We start from the raw sequence: 21012 nt of genomic DNA, 5'->3' as shown, positions 1-21012 counted from the left end.
TATATCTTTTTTAGAAATATACCTTTCTTTTTTAGAAATTAATGTTATTATTATTGCGTAAAGCGCAACAGAAAGGAGAATGATAATTATGATTACTGCGGAAGAAATACTAAGAAAAAATATTATTACGCTTAGAGAGAATAGAAACTGGTCTCAGGCGGAATTAGCACGCCGTCTGAAAATGAATAATACTATTCTTAATAAGATAGAAACTGGCAATAGAAAAGTTTCCAGTTTTGAATTAGATCAAATTGCAGAAATTTTTGGAGTGTCTACGGATTTTTTGTTAGGGCGAAAGGAAAAAAAGAAAGATGAAATAGATTCAATATTAGATACAGCAATGGCCAAAGATGGTAAACCATTATCTGAAAATGATCGCGAAGTTATTCGTAGCATGGTAGAAGCGTATCTAAAAAATAAGGAGTAAAAGGTGGAGAGTTAATGTATAGACGCGTTCAAGATTTGATAGATAATTTACATGTGATCATCAAATATTCAAGCGAACTTGAAGCAGATGGCGCTTATCTTCCAAAATTAAATTGGATCATCATTAATAGCAAACTAGATGAGCATGCTCAGTTTGAAACTTTGTTGCATGAATTGGGACATGCTTGCCAACATCATGATTGTATTGAGCTATATAACGCCACTATTGCTTCGCATTCAAAATTTGAATACGAAGCTGATAAATTTATGATATCTGAATTAGTAGAAGCCTACATATCAGCGAATGATATAGATATTACACAGATAAATTATGTTAATTTCATCTTGGATAACGATCTAGATAGCTCGTACATCCCTGTTTTACAAAAAGTGTTATACACCAAATCAAGAAATATGAATTATTGATTGTTTGTCCAAATACTGACGACATTAAAAGCTGAATTTAAAATTGGGAGTGATGTATATGGACTACTATACTGCTAATGTTTTTAAAATTATTTCGATAGTTGCACTGATTTTTTTCGTGTTATGTCTAGTAATTTTAGTTGCAAAGAAATGCAATAAAAAATTCATCGGTCTTGCCACCCTACTTTCAGTTGCTAGTGCTGCCAGTGTCTTTTATTTTCAACATGTGGAAAATAATCCAAAGCTAAGTACCGCTACAGACCACAAAGAAAGATACGATTTCCCTGAATCATCTTCAAGTGAAAAATCCGTCTCTGAAACTTCCTCAGAAATTTCAAGCTCAGCTAGTTCTGATAATGCTTCAAACGCTAAAACTGAAACATCATCATCTGAAACTTCAAATAGCACTAAAGTCAAAAGTTCACAAGAAGAACTTGCAGATAAACTTCCGAAAAACGTGGAGTATGGCTACATAGATAAAAGTGACTTCACAAAAGAGACTATGTATCATAGCAAAGAATTTGATTATGCCTATGTAAGCACAGGAGAACACAACATCATTAAAACCGTTAAACTTGATTTTAGAGATTTACCATTAGCATCCCTAGATGATGCTTTAGAATACATTCAAGATTGGACAAGTCGTGATACGCAATTACAGAGTAAAGTGGACGATCGGACATATATCTACCACTCGGCTAGTCTCAATTTAAATTATGAAATCAAATTGGTAATTAACAGTCAAGGGAAAATCACCAGAGTTTCAATCTTTCCAGACGATTCATTAATCTAGCCTAGATCAGGCCCTCTATAGTTGACAGGTTAACAAAATTATATCTTGTCCAAACACTGATGACGTTAAAAGCTGATATAGCAACATTCCCCGTCTTAATGGCGGGTTTTATAAGACGAATAAAAGAACATACATTCGAAAGGAGCGATAATATGGCAAGTTATCGTAAATTAAAGACGGGCTGGAAAGTTACTATTTCCAAACGAGATAGTAACGGAAAATTGAAACAAGTATCTAAAAATGGTTTCGCCACAAAAAACGAGGCTAAAATGTATGCAGCTAAAATTGAAGCTCAACAATTTGGTGTTATACAACAAAAAAAGAGCGTCCCTTTCGCTAATTATTTTTATGATTGGTTTTTGCTATACAAAAAAAGTAAGCTGGCTAAAATAAGCCAACAACGCTACCTAATCATTCACCGTGCCATACAAATTTTTTTTGGCGCAGTTCACATTAAAAATATCACTCGCCAAGAATATCAAAAATTTATTAACTGGTACGGATCTGACCATGCTAAAGATACAGTTCTAAAGACACATCGAATTATTCGATCCTGCGTTAAATCTGCTATCTTTGATGATATTATCTCCAAAGACTTTACCTATAACGTAGAAGTTACGTTTGATAAATCAAGAAATGTGACAGTAGAATATCTATCAGTCAGTGAAATACGTCTGTTAGCCAAGAATCTCAAACAAAAATTGAATCCGAGATATCCATCGAGATACATGATATTATTCGCTCTCTACACGGGTGCTCGACTTGGTGAGATTCAAGCTCTGACTTGGGATGATATTGATTTTGAGCATAACACTGTAATCATCAACAAGTCGTGGAATTACCACGAGGGTGGCGGCTTCAAAGATACAAAAACAGAATCATCTAATCGTGTTATTCGACTTAGTGATAATCTACTAGACCTACTATCTCAACTTAAGCAAAATGATCCTAAAATGGTTTTTATGTCTGATTTTGGTTCTATTCCGACATCTAATGCGGTTAATAAAACACTACGCTCTGTCATGAAAGATTGTTCTATCTCCAAAAATAATTTTCACTTTCACAGTCTTAGACATAGTCATGTAGCATATCTACTTTATCAAGGGATAGATTTATACGCTATCAGCAAAAGATTAGGTCATTCAGATATGACAACAACTGCAAAAAAATACGCTTATCTAATAGATGAGCATAGAGCACAATCAGATGATCTTATAGAGTCTGCTATCAATAACATTTAAAACTTGTTGTCCTAATGTTGTCCAATGCAAGCTAAACCCCTTTAAAATCAATATGGTTACATGCCCAGGTGATGCATATTTAAACAGTAAACACTGTTAAATCAACGTTTTAGCACTAAAAAAGGGCAAAAAAACGATAGTTACTGCAAGGTTGTTGTCCTTAATCTTTAGTATGCTGAACTATTTTGCCTCCTGTTTTTTGTCAGAAGGTATTTTTTTACGACAAAAAATAACCCCAACCAGCGAACCGATTGAGGCACGTTCATCTAGTGACGGTCTTTCAACCAGTCATAGATGATACTTGATACAAGATTGACTAAGATAGCCAAGATCAAGCTTAGAATTGAAACGAGCATGAAGTTTCACCTCCTGCTGTACTAATTGAAATTGGTTAGATTTCACGCACTAGTCAAGTATACAAAATTTCTTGACAAAAATAAATAACTAGCATAGTATAATAGTGAAGCGAGCATGGAGACATCTCCTGCTTAGCGAGCTGGTAACTCGCGACCGTCTTACCTTCCAATCAAAAGTTGGAGGGTAATTTTTTTGCACTAAAAAAGCCCCACGTACGGTTCCTGTACAATGTAACAGGTCCAATGTGGGGCGATTAATCTTCTACCAGTATAACACAAAAAAAGCCCCACACCCGATATTTTTCGGCTCTTTGTCAACCACTGTGTAAAGATTAAATATTTTTAGAGAAGCTCTGTGAGAATAGCTTAGGCTGTTTTCACAGAGCTTCTTGTGTCTTTACCAAGATATGTTTGGAGATAGATACGAGCTTTGAGATGTTCAAAATTACGATAACTATAGGCTGTTCTTTGGATCTGTTTTATTTTACGATTTATCCCCTCTAAAGGCCCATTAGTATAGTGACAATATTGGGGGTTCTAAAGCTGTAATGACGGGAATCAAATTATCATAAAGTGTTAAAAGTGCTTTGTCAGCCTTAGATGCTTTAGAACGGGAGCCAGAGTATTTTTGATTTACTTCAGTAAGGCACTGTTTGAATATTTTTATTTTAGAAGGTGTTGGGTCATCAATAACCTCTAAGAGCCGTTGATAGTCCCAATATGCTTTGCGGAAGTCTTGATCAGCTAATTGAAGTCCTTGATCGACTAACTGTTCCGCAGTGACCCATTCACGTTGAGATCTTTCATAAAACTGATCGTAGACATGATTAAATGCGATCCGATCTGCAGTATAACGTTTTAGCTCGGTTTCCATTTTTCCTCCCCCATTTAGTACGATTCCGTACTAAATAGCAACAGATATTTTTAGCAAATGCAAGTTTATTTGATTTGACCATTTTTGACCAATAGGTTACAATAGCAATACACAGTCAGTCACTGACTTTAAATTTATTAATATTGCGGAGGTTCCCACTATGAATTTAGTTCCTACAGTTATTGAACAATCATCTCAGGGAGAACGTGCCTATGATATCTATTCTCGTCTCTTAAAAGACCGGATCATCATGGTCTCAGGTGAAGTTAACGATGATATGGCAAATGCGATCATCGCCCAATTACTTTTCTTAGATGCCCAAGATCCTGAAAAAGATATCTATATGTATATCAACTCTCCCGGTGGTTCCGTATCAGCTGGATTAGCAATTTATGATACTATGAATTTTGTTAATGCAGACGTGCAAACGATCGTTATGGGAATGGCAGCTTCAATGGCGTCTGTTTTAGCTACAGCTGGTGCTAAAGGCAAGCGCTTTGCATTACCTAACTCAGAGATCATGATCCACCAACCACTAGGCGGGGCACAAGGTCAATCGACTGAGATCCAGATCGCAGCCGAACATATCTTGAAGACACGCAAGTTGATCAACGAGATCTTAGCTGAACATTCTGGACAAGATATCGAAACGATCGATCGTGACACTGAACGGGATAACTTCATGACCGCACAACAAGCAGTTGACTACGGTTTGATCGATGGGATCATGAAAAATAAAAAGAAAAAATAAATATTAAAAAATAAGAGTGTGAGACGTGCGGTCAATGCCGGATATCTCACACTCTTATTTTTTAATCTGTTTTCAATAATAGATCTGTCGCCGAAATGAGCTTTCTCTTATCAATAAAAATGTATTTCATTAAATAACCTAAGAGGACAGGTAGCACTACAAACAAACAACTCAAACTTAAAATACTCAACCAACCTGGTGCCATAAAACCATATGCTGTCAGCGGTCCGACCAAGCCACTAAAGCCAAAGCCGGCACTCATCGGTGTTCCTTGAATATTGAACACTGCACCTAAACCACCCATGATCGCCGAACTAATGACTACTGGTAGATAAAGAATAGGTTTTTCCAACATATTGCCCATTTGGATCTTAGGCGTACCAAAAAAGTGTGCAATCACGGTCCCCAAGCTATTGACTGAACTTCCCATGATCGCCAAAGTAAATGCCCCAGCGGTAATGCCTAAATTAGCAGATCCCGAGGCGATCCCTGTGATCCCAATCGCAGCTGCGATCCCGACTGAACTGATCGGCGAACAGATCAACACAGCAAACGCGTTCCCCATTAAGACCCCCATCAAAATAGGTTGTAAGAGCGTAAATGTTTTGATCCCAGCTCCGATCAAACCGGTCATTGCTTTAACATATGGCAAGACCAATAAACCTAAACTACCACCGATAACGATCACAATGATCGGTAGCAATAAGATCGTATAGTTTTTAAACTTATTACCGACCAACCAAGCTAAGAGAACAGAAAAGACGATCGTTACCCCAACGTTGATCACATCGCCAGTCCCAGCTAGACCAAAACCTTGTTGCGTCTTTACGATCACACCAGAACCGACCATTGCCGCCCCAGCGATCGAACTCATTTGGACCATGTTCATCTTAAAAAGATAGCCAACACTAAAACCTGCCATCGCTGGCAGTAAGCTCATATTAAATGTAGTGATATCCAAAACAGCATGCGCAAATGTCGGCCAGATCTTTGCTAAAGCTTGCATCAATTGTCCCAATAAAGCCCCTGGGATCAGCGAGACCACCACTCCCATGCTGATACCATTCAATACATTTAAGGTAAATTCACGTCCCGTTATTTTCTTTACACTCATAAAAATTCCCCCTCTGATCTTTTGGCTCGGTTTGATAATTGTTAATCTACCTGAAAATAATTATAAAGTCAATCCAAAAATTATAATTAACTCATCAAAAACTTACCTTACATATAAATAAAGCCGATAATTCAGCAAAAAGCTAAATTATCAACTTTATCCATTTGAAATATTCTCATTTTCTTCCGCGCGCAATTGTTGTACATACTCATTTAATTTACGCAAGCGATGATTGATCCCTGATTTTGAGATCGGTCCTCCCGCAACTAATTCACCGAGTTCTTTTAAACTGACCTCTGGATGAGCGATCCGCGCTTGAGCTACTTCTTGTAACTTTTGCGGTAAACTCTTAAGACCGACCCGTTGATCTAAATATTCGATATTTTCGATCTGCCGTTTAGCAGCATCAGCGACCTTGTTCATGTTGGCATTCTCACAATTGACGATCCGGTTGACTGAATTTCGCATATCGCGAACGATCCGGATATCTTCAAACTTCAACATTGAAGCTGTAGCCCCGATCAAAGATAGAAAATCAGCGATCTTTTCGGCTTCTTTCAGATAGGTGATATAACCACTTCGCCGCTCAGTTGTGCGCGCATTTAAACCATAACGATTGATCATCTTACAGATCGTTTCATTGTGATCTTCATACAACGAATAGATCTCTAAATGATACCGACTCGTTTCTGGATTATTGACCGAACCAGTTGCTAAAAAAGCCCCTCGTAAGTAAGATCTTACTTTAGCATCATCATCTAGAAAGTCTAACGGAACTGTTTCTTTGATCTGGAAACCATCTAAAATATCTAGATCTTTTAAAACATGATCGCTTCCCGTTTTTAAGCGCACGATATATAAGTTATTCTTCTTTAACTTCATCTTGCGACGCACCAACAATTCACTTTCAACATCGTAGAATTGTTTTAATAAAACATAGATGCGCCGAGCGATCGCAGGATTTTCAGTTTGAACACTCAAAACAAATTGATGATCAACAATGCTAAGCGAACCATTCATCCGGATCAAAGCCATCAATTCCGCCTTTGCATTGCCAAAATGTACCTCAAGTGTTGTCAATTCTTTTTTTACGTCACTGGCGTATGACATTTAGCCACCCCTCTAATTTAATTCATTGGCATACCATGACTTAGGGCGTCCGAGCAATCGCATCAATTCTTTCACGACCTGTTCTCCATCATGAAAAACGCCACGGTCGCGTAATTTCAAAAAGTTGTCTGAGATCACACGACACCCTTGTTCTCTCAAACCATTAAAGTCATAAGCCACTTGATATAAATATTCATCATATTTTTGACGATCCATATAATCTTTTGGCACTGGCTCAGTATTTACCAGTACAGTATCAATAAAGCGTTGCCCTAAATGCCGATTCAAGACCCGAACATGTTCAGCATCGGTAAAGTGTTCAGTCTCACCCTTTTGAGTCATAATATTACAGATATAAACGACTTCGGCTTTAGTCTCACAAACAGCCCGCCCAACATTATCGATCATCAGGTTAGGCAAAATACTGGTAAATAAACTACCCGGTCCTAAAACGATCTGATCAGCTTCCATGATCGCCTGAACGACCTCGGCTTTAGCCTCAGGTTTTTCATCATCGATCGAAGTCACCCAAACTTTTTCGATCGTTTTGCCAGCCGCCGAAATATGTGATTCTCCCGCCAAAGTCGTTCCATCAGTAAAACGAGCATTTAACGTCAAAGGTATATCAGATGCAGGATAAACGTGTCCCTGGATCTTCATCAATTCAGAAAGTTCTTGGACCGCATCAAAGATCCCACGGTCATCCATTTCAGACAAAGCCGCGATCACTAAATTGCCGATCGCATGCCCTGAAAAAAATTGATCGTTGGACTTAAAACGGTATTGAAAGATCTGTTTGTAGATCTCTGGCATATCTGACAGTGCTACTAACACATTACGGATGTCACCCGGGGGAACGACATTGATATAGTCCCGAATGACCCCAGAGGAACCGCCATCATCAGCAACCGTCACGACAGCAGTGATATCGACATTATGTTGGCGCAGGCCATTTAAAATAACGGGTAAGCCCGTCCCCCCGCCGATCACCACGATCTTCGGACGATGCCGATTTACTTTTGACTTCATCATGAACGATTCACAGTCTCCTTTCGTTTCGCCATATCACGGTGGGTGATGTTCACCGGATACTTCTCTTGTAGAGCTTTTCCAATACGATTAGCCAGTGCCACTGAACGATGTTGCCCACCAGTACACCCGATCGCGATCGTAACACTTGACTTACCTTCTTTTTGATAGCCAGGCATTACAAAACGCAACATCTTGATAAATTGTTGATAAAATTCTTCAGTCATCTCGGAATTCATGACATAATCATAGACTGCCTGATCATTGCCTGTTTTTTCACGTAAGTCTTTAACATAATACGGATTAGGTAAGAAACGAACATCCATCACGATGTCAGCATCGATCGGGACCCCATATTTAAACCCAAACGACATTACATTAACATGAAATGCCGTACTTTGATCGCTTTCAAAGTTCAAAAAGAGCTCTTCCCGTAACTGACGTGGTGAGATCTTGCTAGTATCGATCACAAGTTGGGCTTTAGATTTGATCTCGGATAATAATTCACGTTCACGTTGGATACCATCTAAAACACGCCCATCCATTGCTAAAGGATGCGCTCTTCTTGTCTCCTTATAGCGAGCTACTAATTCTTCATCCGATGCATCTAAAAACAAGATCTTCGGCCGTAAATTATCGTTGCCATCATCTAACTCTTGGAGCATTCCAAAGATCTCATCGTAAAAAGCCCGCGAACGCAGATCGATCACTAAAGCGACCTTACTGATCTTGCCAGATTCCTTGACTAACTCCCAGAATTTCCCTAATAAAGCTGGTGGCATATTATCCACACAAAAATACCCAAGATCTTCAAAACTTTGCATCGCAACGGTCTTTCCGGCACCACTCATTCCGGTCACTACGACTAATTGTATTGTTTCTGCCATTATTAACGCCCCCAATTAAAATCCATCGACTAATTATAACACATCCGGGTGTATCATTCATTAAACAGCGATCTTGACCTATTAAAAAAGCAGCTCGTCTGAACTGCTTTTAGTCTAGATCTAGTTCTTGCCCAAAGATCTTCAATTTCATCTTGATCCCTGTTGGTGTCGCCGCCAAGCCCCCTAGCCCGGTTTCACGTAATTGGGCTGGTAGCCGCTTACCGATCCGTTTCATTGCTAAAATCACTTCATCCGCGGGGATCTTATTTTCCAAACCTGCTAAAGCCATGTCGGCTGCAGCCAGTGCATTGACCGAACCAACAACATTCCGTTTAACACAGGGGATCTCAACTAAACCAGCGACTGGATCACAGACCAGCCCCAACAGATTGCTCAATGCCATTGCAAAAGCTTCAGCTGCTTGCGTTGGACTACCACCACAGATCTCAACTGCCGCAGCTGCAGCCATGCCTGAAGCACTACCGACTTCGGCTTGGCAACCACCAGTAGCACCTGCGATCATCGCATTGTTGGCTGTCACCATTCCAAATGCACTGGCACAAAAAAGAAAGGCTACCATCTGGTCAGTCGTCAATCCTCGCTTTTTTTGCAATGCAAACAATACACCTGGGATCGTTCCTGAAGAGCCTGCTGTTGGGGTTGCACAGATCAACCCCATGGCCGCATTGACTTCATTTGTGGCTATTGAATTTTCGATCGCATAAAGGACCGTTTCATCCGTCAAACCTTGCCCTGATTCACGATATTTTCGCATCTTAGCCGCCTCGCCCCCAGTCAGCCCAGTTGGTGAGTGGACACCATCACCTGTAGTCCCACGTTTAGCTGCTGCTAACATCACTTCCAATTGACGTTGCATCTTAGCCCAAACTTCAGCTCGACTAACGCGTGAATAAGCTATCTCTTGTTCTAACATCAATTCCCAGATAGGTTTATCTTGCTTGATTGCTGTCTTTACTATTTCTGCTACACTGTTATACATATAAGTTCCTCGATCATAGACAGACCAAACTGCGACTTTGTGCTTTGATCTGCTCTAAAATATTTTTTGGTGGCAAGCGGTCAAGATCAAACTCATGGATCAAGTTACCTTCTCCAAAAATATTAGTCATCTCATGTCTGATCTTGATATTATCTTGATTTAAACTCTCTTTGATGCGAGCTGTAAAATCCGTCTCGGCCCAGCAAAGCATGATCGGCAAGGGCCCTAGAGGTGCAAAACGACAGCCATCTAATTCAAGTTCTCGGATCTCGATCGTACCGCCACCGATCGAACAACCACCAACTTTGATCATTTTATCGGCATTTTTTAACGTAATGATCGCTGTATTTGGATGCCCGATCGGACTTTTTTCTTCATGTTCATTAAAAACGACCTCGATCCCTTGAGCCCGTGCGATATCGACTGCTTCAGGGACGCACAGATCGTCGGCTTGCATTCCTAACACACCTGCGATCACAGCATAGTCAGTTCCATGCCCTTGATGTGTTTTAGCAAAGGATTCATAGTAATCGACTATCACTTGTTCGATCGGTTCGCCAAATATTTTATGGGCTGCTTGACCGATCGCCACCGCTCCAGCAGTATGTGAACTTGAAGGACCTACCATAACAGGTCCGATAATATCAAAAACACTCTTGTAATTCCCGCTCACCATTTTCACCTCAACTTAAGTCATTTTTTATTAATGTATCACTAAAGTTCGCCTTTTGACACTACATGTGAAAAATTTAATTTATTTTTTTTCAATCTAGCACAGCTTACTAACCTAGTCCCCAAAAAGGGCTAGCCCAAAACTTGAGCTAGCCCTAAGTTGTCTATTATTCTACTACTTTACGTTCAAATGGATCGGATGAGATACCTTCATCCAAGATCTTTTGACACCATTCTTTGGCTGAGAACAATGAGTGATCACGGTAATTACCACAACTCTTGATATCAGTTCCTTGAACATCGTCCCAAGAAGCATTCAAAATATCATTTAAGGATGCTTTTAAGGCTTTAGCAACTTCAACCGTATCATGTTTTCCCCACATGATCAGATGAAAACCTGTCCGGCAACCAAATGGCGAGCAATCGATCACGCCATCCATATGGTCGCGTAAATAACCAGCTAACATGTGCTCGATCGTATGCAAGCCTGCTGTTGGGATCGCATTTTCATTTGGTTGGACCAATCTAAGATCAAAATTTGAGATCTGGTCTCCCTTTGGACCTTCTTCTACCGTGATCAAACGCACATAAGGTGCCTTGACTGCGGTATGATCCAATGTAAAGCTTTCAACTTCTGCCATTCTAGCAACACCTCTATTATTAATTATACACCTTAACTTTAACAGTTTGAGGTTAAAAAGCAAGTCTTAATCTTGCCGTGGTTCATAATGCCCCTTTTCCAAGAGCGGTTTTAAATATTTACCCGTGTAACTTTGTTTGATCTGACATAATTTTTCAGGTGTCCCGACTCCGACGATCTGTCCACCACGTTGGCCACCTTCTGGTCCTAGATCGATCAAATGGTCCGCCGATTTGATAACATCTAAATTGTGCTCGATCACTAATACCGTATTGCCCTTATCCACCAATCGTTGTAAAACATTCAATAAACGCTTGATATCATCTGTATGCAAACCGGTCGTCGGTTCATCTAAAATATAAAAGGTCTTCCCCGCTGATTTACGATGCAATTCAGAAGCTAATTTCATTCGTTGAGCTTCACCACCAGATAAAGTCGTTGCCGGTTGACCTAATGATACATAACCTAACCCAACATCAACGATCGTCTGCAATTTACGCTTGATCTTAGGGATCGCACTAAAGAATTCTAATGCTTCTAAGACATTCATTTCTAAGATCTGCGCGATATTTTTGCTTTTATATTCAACTTCTAGTGTTTCAGAATTATAACGCGCTCCATGACAAACTTCACATGGCACATATACATCAGGTAAGAAATTCATCTCGATCTTGATGATCCCATCCCCTTTGCAGGCTTCACAACGACCACCTTTAACGTTAAAACTAAAACGCCCTTTGCCATAACCACGTAACTTAGCTTGGTTAGTTTGGGCAAATAATCCTCGTATATCATCAAAGACTCCCGTATATGTCGCCGGATTACTTCGCGGAGTACGCCCGATCGGACTTTGATCGATATTGATAACTTTTTCAAGATGTTCAGTACCCGTGATCTGCTTGAATTTACCTGGTTTTTCAGAATTATGGTGTAGTTTTTGAGCTAAAGCTCGTTTTAAGATCATATTGACCAATGTGGACTTACCAGAACCCGAGACACCTGTGACCGCAATAAATTCACCCAACGGGAATTTCACATCGATATCCTTAAGATTATTCTCTGTTGCACCAATGATCTCTACAAAATTTCCATTCCCTTGACGCCTAGTAGCTGGGATCGGAATATATTTTTTCCCAGCTAGATATTGTCCAGTCAACGATTTCTTCGAACGTGCAACTTGCTTAGGCGTACCTGCAGCCATGACCTGACCGCCTTCTATTCCAGCACCTGGACCGATATCGATCAAATAATCAGCCGCCCGCATCGTGTCTTCATCATGTTCCACTACGACCAAAGTATTTCCTAACTCACACATGGCGCGTAAAGAAGCGATCAAACGGTCATTATCACGTTGATGTAGACCGATCGAAGGTTCATCTAAAATATATAAGACTCCTGAAAGGTTAGAACCGATCTGGGTCGCTAAGCGGATCCGTTGAGCTTCGCCCCCAGAAAGTGTACGAGCTGAACGGCTTAAATTCAGATAATCCAAACCGACATTCACCAAAAATGTTAAGCGGTCTTTGATCTCCTTTAAGATCGGGCGTGCGATCTGAGTCGCTTGCTCACTAAATTCCAAGCCCGCAAAAAAGGCCAATTCATCAGCGATCGGTAAATCAGAAACTTCACCGATATGCTTACCGGCGATCTTGACTGCTAGAGCTTGGCGATTCAAGCGATAACCATGGCAAGTTTGACACTGCAAGCTCGTCATATATTTACGCATCACATCACGGGTAAAATCGCTATTAGTCTCATGATAACGCCGATCAATGTTTGGGATGACCCCTTCAAAGGTCGTATCAATGTCACGGATCCCGCCAAAATCATTTTCATACCGGAAATGGAAGGTCTTATCTTTAGCACCATACAAAACGATATCTTGTTGTTCTTGAGGTAGATCTTCAAATGGGGTATTCATATCGATCCCGAAAGCTTCACATGCTTGCTTTAACAAAGTTGGATAATATTTGGAACTGATCGGATTCCATGGTTCCATTGCTCCTTCGTTAAGGGTCTTTTTTCGATCAGGTACGACTAGATCGATATCGACTTCAAGCTTCATGCCTAAGCCATCACAATCTGGACAAGCTCCAAAAGGCGCATTAAAAGAAAATAGTCGTGGTTCAAGTTCTCCGATCGTAAAGCCACAATAAGGACAAGCAAAGTTTTCCGAAAACTGTAACATCTTGTCGCCGATCACATCAACGAACACCCGGCCTTCAGCCAAGCGTAACGCTGCTTCAAATGAATCAAATAAGCGTGAGCGGATCCCTTTTTTAACAACGATCCGATCGACCACCACAAAGATATCATGTTTGAGATTCTTGTCTAGTTCGATATCTTCAGCAATATCGCGTAAGTTTCCATCGATCATGACTCGGACAAAACCTTCACGTTTGATCTTCTCTAAAACTTTTTTATGTTGTCCTTTCTTACCTACCACGATCGGTGCTAAGATCTGGAGTTTAGTCCTTTCGGGGAGCTGCAAAACTCGATCGACCATCTGCTCTGGCGATTGGCTCGTGATCTCACTACCATCATTTGGACAGATCGGCGTCCCTACTCGTGCCCATAACAAACGCAAGTAGTCATTGATCTCTGTTACAGTCCCAACCGTTGAGCGGGGATTCTTTGAAGTCGTCTTTTGATCGATCGAGATCGCTGGTGAAAGTCCATCGATCGAATCGACATCGGGTTTATCCATCTGACCTAAAAATTGCCTAGCATACGCTGACAAACTCTCAACATAGCGACGTTGGCCTTCAGCATATAAAGTATCAAAGGCGAGCGAACTTTTACCTGAACCGGAGAGACCCGTGATCACAACAAGCTTTTCTTTGGGGATCTCAACATTGATATCTTTTAAATTATGCTCTCTGGCACCACGGATCGTAATCTTATTTTTTCCCACAACTTTCATCCTTTCTGCTTAATCAAGCTGTGCTTTTAATTCCATCACAGTATCACGTAAAGCGGCAGCATCCTCAAAGTCGAGGTTCTTAGCGGCAGTTTTCATTTGCTCCTCTAAACGTGCGATCATTTCTCGTTGTTCTGGTTTACTCAATTCATCAAAATCGAGTTTATCATTTAAAGCTTTAGTACTTTCTTTTGGTTTAGTCGTCATTGTGATCACATCGCGGATCGCTTTTTTAACAGTTTTTGGCACGATCCCATGTTCAGCATTATATTGCATTTGGATCGCCCGCCGCCTTGCTGTTTCATCCATCGCTGCTTGCATCGAATCTGTTATTGTGTCAGCATACATGATCACATGTCCCTTTTCATTTCGCGCAGCACGACCGATCGTTTGGATCAAGGAACGTTCATTGCGCAAAAAGCCTTCTTTATCGGCATCTAAGATCGCAACTAAGGAGACCTCTGGTACATCGATCCCTTCACGTAATAAATTGATCCCAACGAGCACATCAAATTTTCCTAAACGAAGATCCCGTACGATCTGGGTCCGTTCAAGCGTCTTGATATCAGAATGCAAATACTTGACTTTAATGCTCATCTCTTTGAAATAATCCGTCAGATCTTCTGCCATTTTCTTAGTCAAAGTCGTTACAAAGACGCGCTCATCTCGTTTAGTCCGTTTATTGATCTCAGCTACTAGATCGTCCATTTGCCCCATGATCGGGCGAACTTCAACTTCTGGATCCAATAATCCAGTCGGCCGAATGATCTGTTGTACGACTGTATCGGTACGTTCTTGTTCATAAACACCTGGGGTCGCCGACATATAAATGATCTGATCTACTCGCTCTTCAAATTCAGCTAGCTTTAACGGCCGATTATCCAAGGCACTTGGCAACCGAAAGCCGTAATCGACTAACATCTGCTTACGTGAGCGGTCACCATTGTACATTCCACGCACTTGGGGCATCGTAACATGGGATTCATCGACCACGATCAAAAAATCATCTGGGAAGAAGTCCAACAATGTATACGGTGCTTCACCTGGTTTTCTTCCATCCATATGCCGTGAATAATTTTCGATCCCCGAACAATATCCCATTTCACGCAACATTTCAATATCGTAGGTCGTTCGTTGTTCTAAGCGTTGGGCCTCTAATAGATTACCATCAGCGCGCAAAACTTCTAACCTTTGAGCTAATTCAGCCTCGATGCTCTTGATAGCTCCTTCTAAACGTTCGCCACTTGTCAAAAAGTGCGTTGCTGGGAAGATAACAACGTGATTGCGCTCACCTAAGATCTCGCCAGTCAAAGGGTCAACTTCTCGGATCCGATCGATCTCATCACCAAAAAATTCGACCCTAAGCGCTTGTTCATCTCGTGAAGCGGGAAAGATCTCGACTACATCCCCCCGGACACGAAAACGCCCCCGTTGAAAGTCGATATCGTTACGTTCAAATTGAACATCGATCAATTGGTTCAACAACTTGTCCCGTTCAAGCTCTTGCCCAACTCGCAATGAAAGAGCTTGATCACGGTATTCTTTGGGGTCACCTAACCCAAAGATCGATGAAACTGAGGCCACTACGATCACATCATTGCGCTCTAATAGCGAACTAGTCGCAGAGTGACGTAATTTATCGATTTCATCGTTGATGCTTGAATCCTTTTCGATATAAGTATCACTTGAAGGAACATAAGCTTCAGGTTGATAGTAATCGTAGTAGGATACAAAATACTCAACAGCATTGTCTGGGAAAAATTCTTTAAACTCGCCATAGAGCTGGCCTGCCAGGGTCTTATTATGAGCTAAGACCAAAGTTGGCTTATTGACTTTGGCGATCACATTTGAGATCGTAAAAGTTTTCCCTGTCCCAGTAGCCCCTAATAAGATCTGTTCTTTTTTACCCGCTTTGATCCCTGCTGCAAGCTCACTGATCGCTTGCGGTTGGTCTCCAGTTGGTTGATATTTTGAAACTAATTTGAACTCTTTATCGGCTTGACGTTCGATCAAATGATTACCCCCTCATTAAAAACTATTGCTTACAAGATTATACCACAACGAACGTATTTTCGCATCAGCAGAACCAAAAAAGACACGGCTGATCACCGTGTCTTCAACAGCTAATAGCTAAACTTTAGCCCTTGATGAAATCATTGATCGCTTTTTCAAATTTTTCACATTTAGCTTGTGCATCAGCTTCGGAAGTACCTTGTGTTCCAATGTAAAATTTGATCTTTGGTTCTGTACCTGAAGGACGAACTGCGATCCAAGTTCCATCTTCAAGGAAGTATTTCAAAACATTTGACTTAGGCAAGTTGATCGTTGTCACATTACCTTCTGCATCTTGACGACTGGAAGCTTGATAGTCCTCAGCTGCGATCACTTTATACCCAGCAAAATCAGTTGGCAATTCTTGCCGGAACTTAGCCATCAAGTCTTTGATCTCTTGTGCACCTTCGATCCCATCAAAGGTCAAAGCGATCGTCTTTTCAGCAAAATAGCCGTATTTTTCAAATAACTCTTGTAGACCATCATATAAATTCTTACCTTGTTTCTTGTAAAAAGCAGCTACTTCAGCTAATAGTACTAAAGATTGGATCGCATCTTTATCGCGCACAAACGGACGGATCAAATAACCATAACTTTCTTCAAAACCTAACATGAAGCTGTGTTCATTTGTTTCTTCAAAGTGTTGGATCTGTTCAGCGATAAACTTGAACCCAGTCAAGACATTGATCGTTTCGATCCCAAAGTCAGCCGCAACTTTAGCAGCAAATTCACTAGAAACGATCGATTTTACTAAAGCCCCATTTGCTGGTAAGTTACCTGCTTTTTTACGAGCTGTTAAAATATAATTCAACATCAAAGCTGCGATCTGGTTACCCGTCAACAATTCATATTCACCATCTGGTTGTCGAACGGCTGCTCCTAAACGATCAGCGTCAGGGTCGACAGCCACTAAAAGATCAGCTTTTTGGCTCTTGCCTAATTTGATCGCTAAATCAAAAGCTTCTGTAAACTCTGGATTTGGATGTTCAACGGTTGGAAACTCTGGGTCTGGCATAGCTTGTTCTGGGACCATTGTAAAGTCTTCAAAACCTGCTTGACGTAAAGCCTTTTCACCTAACATCCCACCAGTACCGTGAAGTGGCGTAAAGACCAACTTCATCGTTTTGCCTTCTTCAGCAACTAACTCACGGTCGATCGTTACTTCTTTAGCATTTTCTAAATAAACTTCGTCAACTTCTGAACCGATGACTTGCAATGTGTTGTCATTGATCAAAGCGTCTTTATCAGCAACTTCGACTGCAAAAAGATCATCAACTTCACGAATATAATTTGTGATCATATCTGATTCTTTTGGTGGCATTTGAGCCCCATCTTCACCATAGATCTTATAACCGTTATATTGTTTTGGATTATGGCTTGCTGTGATCATGATCCCGGCATAAGCATGTAAATGCCGCACAGTAAAGGATAGTTCTGGTGTTGGACGCAAGCTTTCAAAGACAAAGCTTGGAATTCCATGAGCCCCTAAAACGCGGGCTGCTTCAAATGCAAATTCTTGTGACATGTGACGTGAATCATAACTGATCGCTACACCACGTAATTTTGTTTCTTCATCCAATGTATCCATAAAACGTGCCAAACCTTCAGTTGCTTGGCGCACAGTATAAATATTCATGCGGTTGATCCCAGCACCGATCAAACCACGCATCCCAGCTGTCCCAAATTCCATTGGGGTATAAAAGGCATCTTCTAATGCTTCGTTATCATTTGCGATCTTATCAAGATCTTCCCGAACTTCAGGTGCTAGATCAGGTCGTTTGTTCCAAATAGTATAAGTTTCTTCCCAACTCATATAATCACCTCATTTATCTATTCAAATCTAGTATACTATCAATCGGCAAAACTTGCTATAACAAGCCCTTTTACGCTTACAAAAAATTTAAGGGTCTCTTTTAGGGTCTCTACCCCAGATATTTAACAAGTTTATTGATCGTTGCCTTTTGATCTTGCTTAGTCAAGTGAGTGTAAACATCAAGCGTTGTTTGTACTTTTTCATGACCTAAACGAGTTTGAACTTCTTTGACGCTAGCACCCGCAGATAACAGCAATGTAGCGTGTGTGTGTCTGAAGCCGTGGGGTGTGATCTTAGGCAAACTGGTATCGATCGCACAGATCTTTTTTACCCAAGCATAGACCGTACAGCGTGCTAAAAATTCGTTTTTAGTATTACTAAATACTAGTTGTTTGCTAGACATCGCATTGATCCCACACTTTAACAAGTAACTAGCTTGCTTGACTTGCCAACGTCTCAGGACTTGCATCGTTTCGTTATCCATGACCAACAAGTGTTTACTAGCTGGAGTTTTGGGAGATTGTACAATAGCCTTATTACCACCCCCCCTAGCTACTGTTTTACTGATGCTGATCGTGCTATTTACAAAATCGACATCATCCCACGTCAGAGCTATAAGCTCCCCTATTCGCATACCGCTATAAGCTAATATTCTAAGTACAGCATAGTTTTTAAGTCCCATTTTTTTCGCAATGGTCAAGAAACGTTTTAATTCTATTGGTTCAAAGTAATTGCGTTCACTGCGTATTATCTTTTGACGTGGTCTGATGACATCTTTAAACGGGTTGCGATCGGTCAACTCTAATCTTTTAGCAAAATCTATCACATTAGAAGCATACCCAAGCAACTGCTTAAATGATGCAGGCGAACTACTAGCCCAAACATTGACCGCTTTTTGACAGCTAGCAAGGTTTAGCTTATCCACCCGATACAGCCCCATTTGTGGCAATATCTGATTTTTAAAAAGTGACAGCACCTTATTGAGCGTTGACTCTTTGACCGTTGTTTTATACTGATCTAACCACATCAAATAAACATCTTTAAAAAGTTTGCTATCTAGTGGCTTGAAGTAATTGCCATTTGAAACATCATATTCTAACTTGACCAGTTCTTTTTTAGCTTCTGCCTTAGTCTTGAAACCTGCACGCTTGATATATTTCTTTTTTCCAGTCATCTCATCGATCCCAGCATATACACGGAAGCGGTAAAACTTCCCTTTGCTCGTTTGATACTCTGTAATTTTAGCCATGTTTATCAGTCCTTTATCTTTATTGCACGGGCTAGGTGGCTTAAAGTAATGCACGATAGGACGGCTTTATCACTGGTATCTATTCGATTGTATATGTATTGGATCTATGACATCCCTAGAAGTGGGATAATCAGGGATGCACTGGCTAAGTGGCTCAAAACCACTTAGAAGCTTAGTGCAGATTGCTCATGCTGTAAAAATGTTGGAATATATTGGAATTTTTTCAAGGGGTATTACAAACCTGGTCCGCCTTGATTGCTTGGAAGTGATTAGGCAAAATGCTAGAAAATGCAAGAATAAAAACCTATATTGACGCCAAATACAGGATATTGGGTGTTTATTGATGAAGTATTGACGATAATTGACCAAGAAACCTATAATACTGGCGTTTTTATTGATTATTTATTGGTGAAAATTAGCATTTTTCTAGTAAAAACAGTTGCTTTATACATACTAAATGTGTATAATGTAAGTATAATAACGAAAGGAGCTAAGGTTATGACAATGAAACCGGCTAAAATGATACGAAAGCTTAAAAAAGCCGGGTTTATCGAAGTCCCCAAGAGTGGCTGTCATAGAAAATTCGTTCATCCAGACGGAAGAATGACAGAAGTCCCAGCACACGCCAAAGAATTAGCCAAAGGAACGCAAGAAGCTATCCTAAAGCAAGCGGGACTTAAATAATCACCAACAAGGCAAGCACACGCCTTGTCTTGTCATACCTTAAAAAATATCATGGATCAAAGAATTGTTTACCCAGTGATAATCAAAGAATACAACGACGAAGACGGGCATTACTTCGTTGCCACCTCGCCAAATATAAAAGGCATGGTCACACAAGGAAGCACTTTAAACGAAGCTGCTTATTTTTCAGAAGACGCAATCGCAACTATGATCAGTGACGAAAAGAATTATCCCGAGCCAATGGATCCGACAGAGTGGGAACTTACAGAAAATGAGAAGGTCGTGTTTGTTTCAGTAAATATGACCCAATGGCTCAAGAAACACGGGAAGACAGTACGCAAAAATATAACCATCCCTGAAGATTTAAATAATTGGGCAAAAGAAAATAATATCAATGTATCACGAGTTACAACTGACGCGCTGAGAGCTTTGCAAAGATAGACATAACAATAAAATATTAAACATTGGGATGCTCAAGGCGTCCCGTTTTTTGTATGACATCCCCCAAGATCGTTTTAAATCTCAAGAGCATAAGAGATACACGAGAAAAACAGACATCAAATACCGCTCGAGTATAATTACACTAGACAGCATTTAAAAACTCACAGAGTGGCTTGTGTAAGCGTCTCACGAGTAAATAAATAGATCCACATTGTGACAGTTGCATGATCTGCAATAGCCCCCCGTTTTTAGTCCGCAGTCGTTCAAAATGATAGCGAAACGGCAAATTATCCGTGGTCGTTTCAAACGACCTCAAGAAGTGAGTCAATCATATTGACCGAGTTTGTAAAACCTGAACTAAAAGTCTGTATTTATCCGAGGTCAATCATATTGACCACAAAACAGGTTATTCAAAATCACCTGTTTTTTTACTGTAAGATCCACAATAACCACATATCTAACAGACTAAAAGCATTATATGCTTGTTTGATGCTTCTATAATTCCGCTTACAAACTTCTATAGTCCAAAACGTG

19 protein-coding genes and 1 pseudogene are annotated in these 21012 nt (G+C 40.4%); 7 read left to right on the top strand and 13 right to left on the bottom strand.

Annotated elements, in window-relative coordinates:
• Positions 1–88 precede the first annotated feature (88 nt).
• The 4 genes from CPS94_RS01645 to CPS94_RS01630 all read left to right on the top strand — a co-directional run bounded on the left by CPS94_RS01645 (position 89) and on the right by CPS94_RS01630 (position 2886).
• Positions 89–427, top strand: coding sequence for a helix-turn-helix domain-containing protein (locus CPS94_RS01645; RefSeq protein ID WP_174238768.1), 339 nt, complete (start codon positions 89–91; stop codon positions 425–427).
• A gap of 14 nt (positions 428–441) precedes the next feature.
• Entirely contained in the window at positions 442–852 is a 411-nt protein-coding gene (locus tag CPS94_RS01640; protein ID WP_112195549.1) for an ImmA/IrrE family metallo-endopeptidase, read from the top strand.
• Between the two features lie 58 nt (positions 853–910).
• Positions 911–1645: a hypothetical protein gene (locus tag CPS94_RS01635; RefSeq protein ID WP_112195551.1), complete on the top strand. Its 735-nt coding sequence runs from the start codon at positions 911–913 to the stop codon at positions 1643–1645.
• Between the two features lie 152 nt (positions 1646–1797).
• Positions 1798–2886, top strand: a complete 1089-nt coding sequence (locus CPS94_RS01630; RefSeq protein WP_112195553.1) for a site-specific integrase — start codon at positions 1798–1800, stop codon at positions 2884–2886.
• A gap of 722 nt (positions 2887–3608) precedes the next feature.
• Here CPS94_RS01630 and CPS94_RS01625 read toward each other — a convergent pair.
• Both CPS94_RS01625 and CPS94_RS11450 read right to left on the bottom strand, forming a co-directional pair.
• Positions 3609–3761: pseudogene (locus CPS94_RS01625) on the bottom strand (transposase); the annotation flags it as partial.
• Positions 3754–4116, bottom strand: a complete 363-nt coding sequence (locus CPS94_RS11450; RefSeq protein ID WP_191981796.1) for a hypothetical protein — start codon at positions 4114–4116, stop codon at positions 3754–3756. The pseudogene CPS94_RS01625 and the gene CPS94_RS11450, both read right to left, overlap by 8 nt.
• Before the next feature lie 160 nt (positions 4117–4276).
• Here CPS94_RS11450 and clpP point away from each other — a divergent pair, with 160 nt between their 5' ends.
• Positions 4277–4867: an ATP-dependent Clp endopeptidase proteolytic subunit ClpP gene (gene clpP / locus CPS94_RS01615; RefSeq protein ID WP_004048260.1), complete on the top strand. Its 591-nt coding sequence runs from the start codon at positions 4277–4279 to the stop codon at positions 4865–4867.
• A 61-nt stretch (positions 4868–4928) separates the two neighbouring features.
• Here clpP and CPS94_RS01610 read toward each other — a convergent pair whose 3' ends face one another.
• The 11 genes from CPS94_RS01610 to CPS94_RS01560 all read right to left on the bottom strand — a co-directional run bounded on the left by CPS94_RS01610 (position 4929) and on the right by CPS94_RS01560 (position 19353).
• Entirely contained in the window at positions 4929–5981 is a 1053-nt protein-coding gene (locus CPS94_RS01610; protein WP_112195555.1) for a PTS transporter subunit IIC, read from the bottom strand.
• A 156-nt stretch (positions 5982–6137) separates the two neighbouring features.
• Complete coding sequence (gene whiA, locus CPS94_RS01605) at positions 6138–7091, bottom strand: DNA-binding protein WhiA (protein ID WP_004048264.1); 954 nt, start codon at positions 7089–7091, stop codon at positions 6138–6140.
• Positions 7092–7103: 12 nt separating this feature from the next.
• A complete protein-coding gene (locus CPS94_RS01600; RefSeq protein ID WP_369946574.1) occupies positions 7104–8123 on the bottom strand; it encodes a gluconeogenesis factor YvcK family protein in 1020 nt (339 codons plus the stop codon).
• Complete coding sequence (gene rapZ / locus CPS94_RS01595) at positions 8120–9007, bottom strand: RNase adapter RapZ (RefSeq protein WP_112195557.1); 888 nt, start codon at positions 9005–9007, stop codon at positions 8120–8122. The genes CPS94_RS01600 and rapZ overlap by 4 nt, the downstream gene beginning before the upstream one ends.
• 109 nt (positions 9008–9116) lie before the next feature.
• Positions 9117–10007 carry an L-serine ammonia-lyase, iron-sulfur-dependent, subunit alpha gene (gene sdaAA / locus CPS94_RS01590; protein ID WP_112195559.1) on the bottom strand — a complete coding sequence of 297 codons (891 nt, stop codon included), beginning with the start codon at positions 10005–10007 and terminating at the stop codon, positions 9117–9119.
• A 13-nt stretch (positions 10008–10020) separates the two neighbouring features.
• Positions 10021–10680 (bottom strand): serine dehydratase beta chain, encoded by a 660-nt coding sequence (locus tag CPS94_RS01585; RefSeq protein ID WP_112195969.1) that lies wholly within the window; start codon positions 10678–10680, stop codon positions 10021–10023.
• 166 nt (positions 10681–10846) lie between these two features.
• Entirely contained in the window at positions 10847–11320 is a 474-nt protein-coding gene (locus tag CPS94_RS01580; RefSeq protein ID WP_004048276.1) for an S-ribosylhomocysteine lyase, read from the bottom strand.
• A 66-nt stretch (positions 11321–11386) separates the two neighbouring features.
• Positions 11387–14233, bottom strand: coding sequence for an excinuclease ABC subunit UvrA (uvrA, locus tag CPS94_RS01575; RefSeq protein ID WP_112195561.1), 2847 nt, complete (start codon positions 14231–14233; stop codon positions 11387–11389).
• Positions 14234–14251: 18 nt separating this feature from the next.
• Complete coding sequence (uvrB, locus tag CPS94_RS01570; RefSeq protein WP_112195563.1) at positions 14252–16252, bottom strand: excinuclease ABC subunit UvrB; 2001 nt, start codon at positions 16250–16252, stop codon at positions 14252–14254.
• 124 nt (positions 16253–16376) lie between these two features.
• Complete coding sequence (locus tag CPS94_RS01565; RefSeq protein ID WP_112195565.1) at positions 16377–18104, bottom strand: phospho-sugar mutase; 1728 nt, start codon at positions 18102–18104, stop codon at positions 16377–16379.
• Positions 18105–18213: 109 nt separating this feature from the next.
• Entirely contained in the window at positions 18214–19353 is a 1140-nt protein-coding gene (locus tag CPS94_RS01560; RefSeq protein WP_112195567.1) for a site-specific integrase, read from the bottom strand.
• Between the two features lie 498 nt (positions 19354–19851).
• Between CPS94_RS01560 and CPS94_RS01555 the strand changes: the two genes are divergently transcribed.
• Positions 19852–20037, top strand: a complete 186-nt coding sequence (locus CPS94_RS01555; protein WP_112195971.1) for a type II toxin-antitoxin system HicA family toxin — start codon at positions 19852–19854, stop codon at positions 20035–20037.
• A gap of 51 nt (positions 20038–20088) precedes the next feature.
• Positions 20089–20478 carry a type II toxin-antitoxin system HicB family antitoxin gene (locus CPS94_RS01550; protein WP_039936094.1) on the top strand — a complete coding sequence of 130 codons (390 nt, stop codon included), beginning with the start codon at positions 20089–20091 and terminating at the stop codon, positions 20476–20478.
• Positions 20479–21012 lie beyond the last annotated feature (534 nt).

It is taken from the genome of Ligilactobacillus murinus, assembly GCF_003288115.1.
Classification (GTDB): domain Bacteria; phylum Bacillota; class Bacilli; order Lactobacillales; family Lactobacillaceae; genus Ligilactobacillus; species Ligilactobacillus murinus.
The sequence above is the reverse complement of the archived record's forward strand: the minus strand, read 5'-3'. Positions and strand labels throughout refer to the sequence as shown.

Bases quoted from the DNA above. Each gene is read 5' to 3' on its own strand.
- CPS94_RS01645 (WP_174238768.1), top strand. From the start codon at position 89: ATGATTACTGCGGAAGAAATACTAAGAAAAAATATTATTACGCTTAGA.
- CPS94_RS01640 (WP_112195549.1), top strand. From the start codon at position 442: ATGTATAGACGCGTTCAAGATTTGATAGATAATTTACATGTGATCATC.
- CPS94_RS01635 (WP_112195551.1), top strand. From the start codon at position 911: ATGGACTACTATACTGCTAATGTTTTTAAAATTATTTCGATAGTTGCA.
- CPS94_RS01630 (WP_112195553.1), top strand. From the start codon at position 1,798: ATGGCAAGTTATCGTAAATTAAAGACGGGCTGGAAAGTTACTATTTCC.
- CPS94_RS11450 (WP_191981796.1), bottom strand. From the start codon at position 4,116: ATGGAAACCGAGCTAAAACGTTATACTGCAGATCGGATCGCATTTAAT.
- clpP (WP_004048260.1), top strand. From the start codon at position 4,277: ATGAATTTAGTTCCTACAGTTATTGAACAATCATCTCAGGGAGAACGT.
- CPS94_RS01610 (WP_112195555.1), bottom strand. From the start codon at position 5,981: ATGAGTGTAAAGAAAATAACGGGACGTGAATTTACCTTAAATGTATTG.
- whiA (WP_004048264.1), bottom strand. From the start codon at position 7,091: ATGTCATACGCCAGTGACGTAAAAAAAGAATTGACAACACTTGAGGTA.
- CPS94_RS01600 (WP_369946574.1), bottom strand. From the start codon at position 8,123: ATGATGAAGTCAAAAGTAAATCGGCATCGTCCGAAGATCGTGGTGATC.
- rapZ (WP_112195557.1), bottom strand. From the start codon at position 9,007: ATGGCAGAAACAATACAATTAGTCGTAGTGACCGGAATGAGTGGTGCC.
- sdaAA (WP_112195559.1), bottom strand. From the start codon at position 10,007: ATGTATAACAGTGTAGCAGAAATAGTAAAGACAGCAATCAAGCAAGAT.
- CPS94_RS01580 (WP_004048276.1), bottom strand. From the start codon at position 11,320: ATGGCAGAAGTTGAAAGCTTTACATTGGATCATACCGCAGTCAAGGCA.
- CPS94_RS01565 (WP_112195565.1), bottom strand. From the start codon at position 18,104: ATGAGTTGGGAAGAAACTTATACTATTTGGAACAAACGACCTGATCTA.
- CPS94_RS01560 (WP_112195567.1), bottom strand. From the start codon at position 19,353: ATGGCTAAAATTACAGAGTATCAAACGAGCAAAGGGAAGTTTTACCGC.
- CPS94_RS01555 (WP_112195971.1), top strand. From the start codon at position 19,852: ATGACAATGAAACCGGCTAAAATGATACGAAAGCTTAAAAAAGCCGGG.
- CPS94_RS01550 (WP_039936094.1), top strand. From the start codon at position 20,089: ATGGATCAAAGAATTGTTTACCCAGTGATAATCAAAGAATACAACGAC.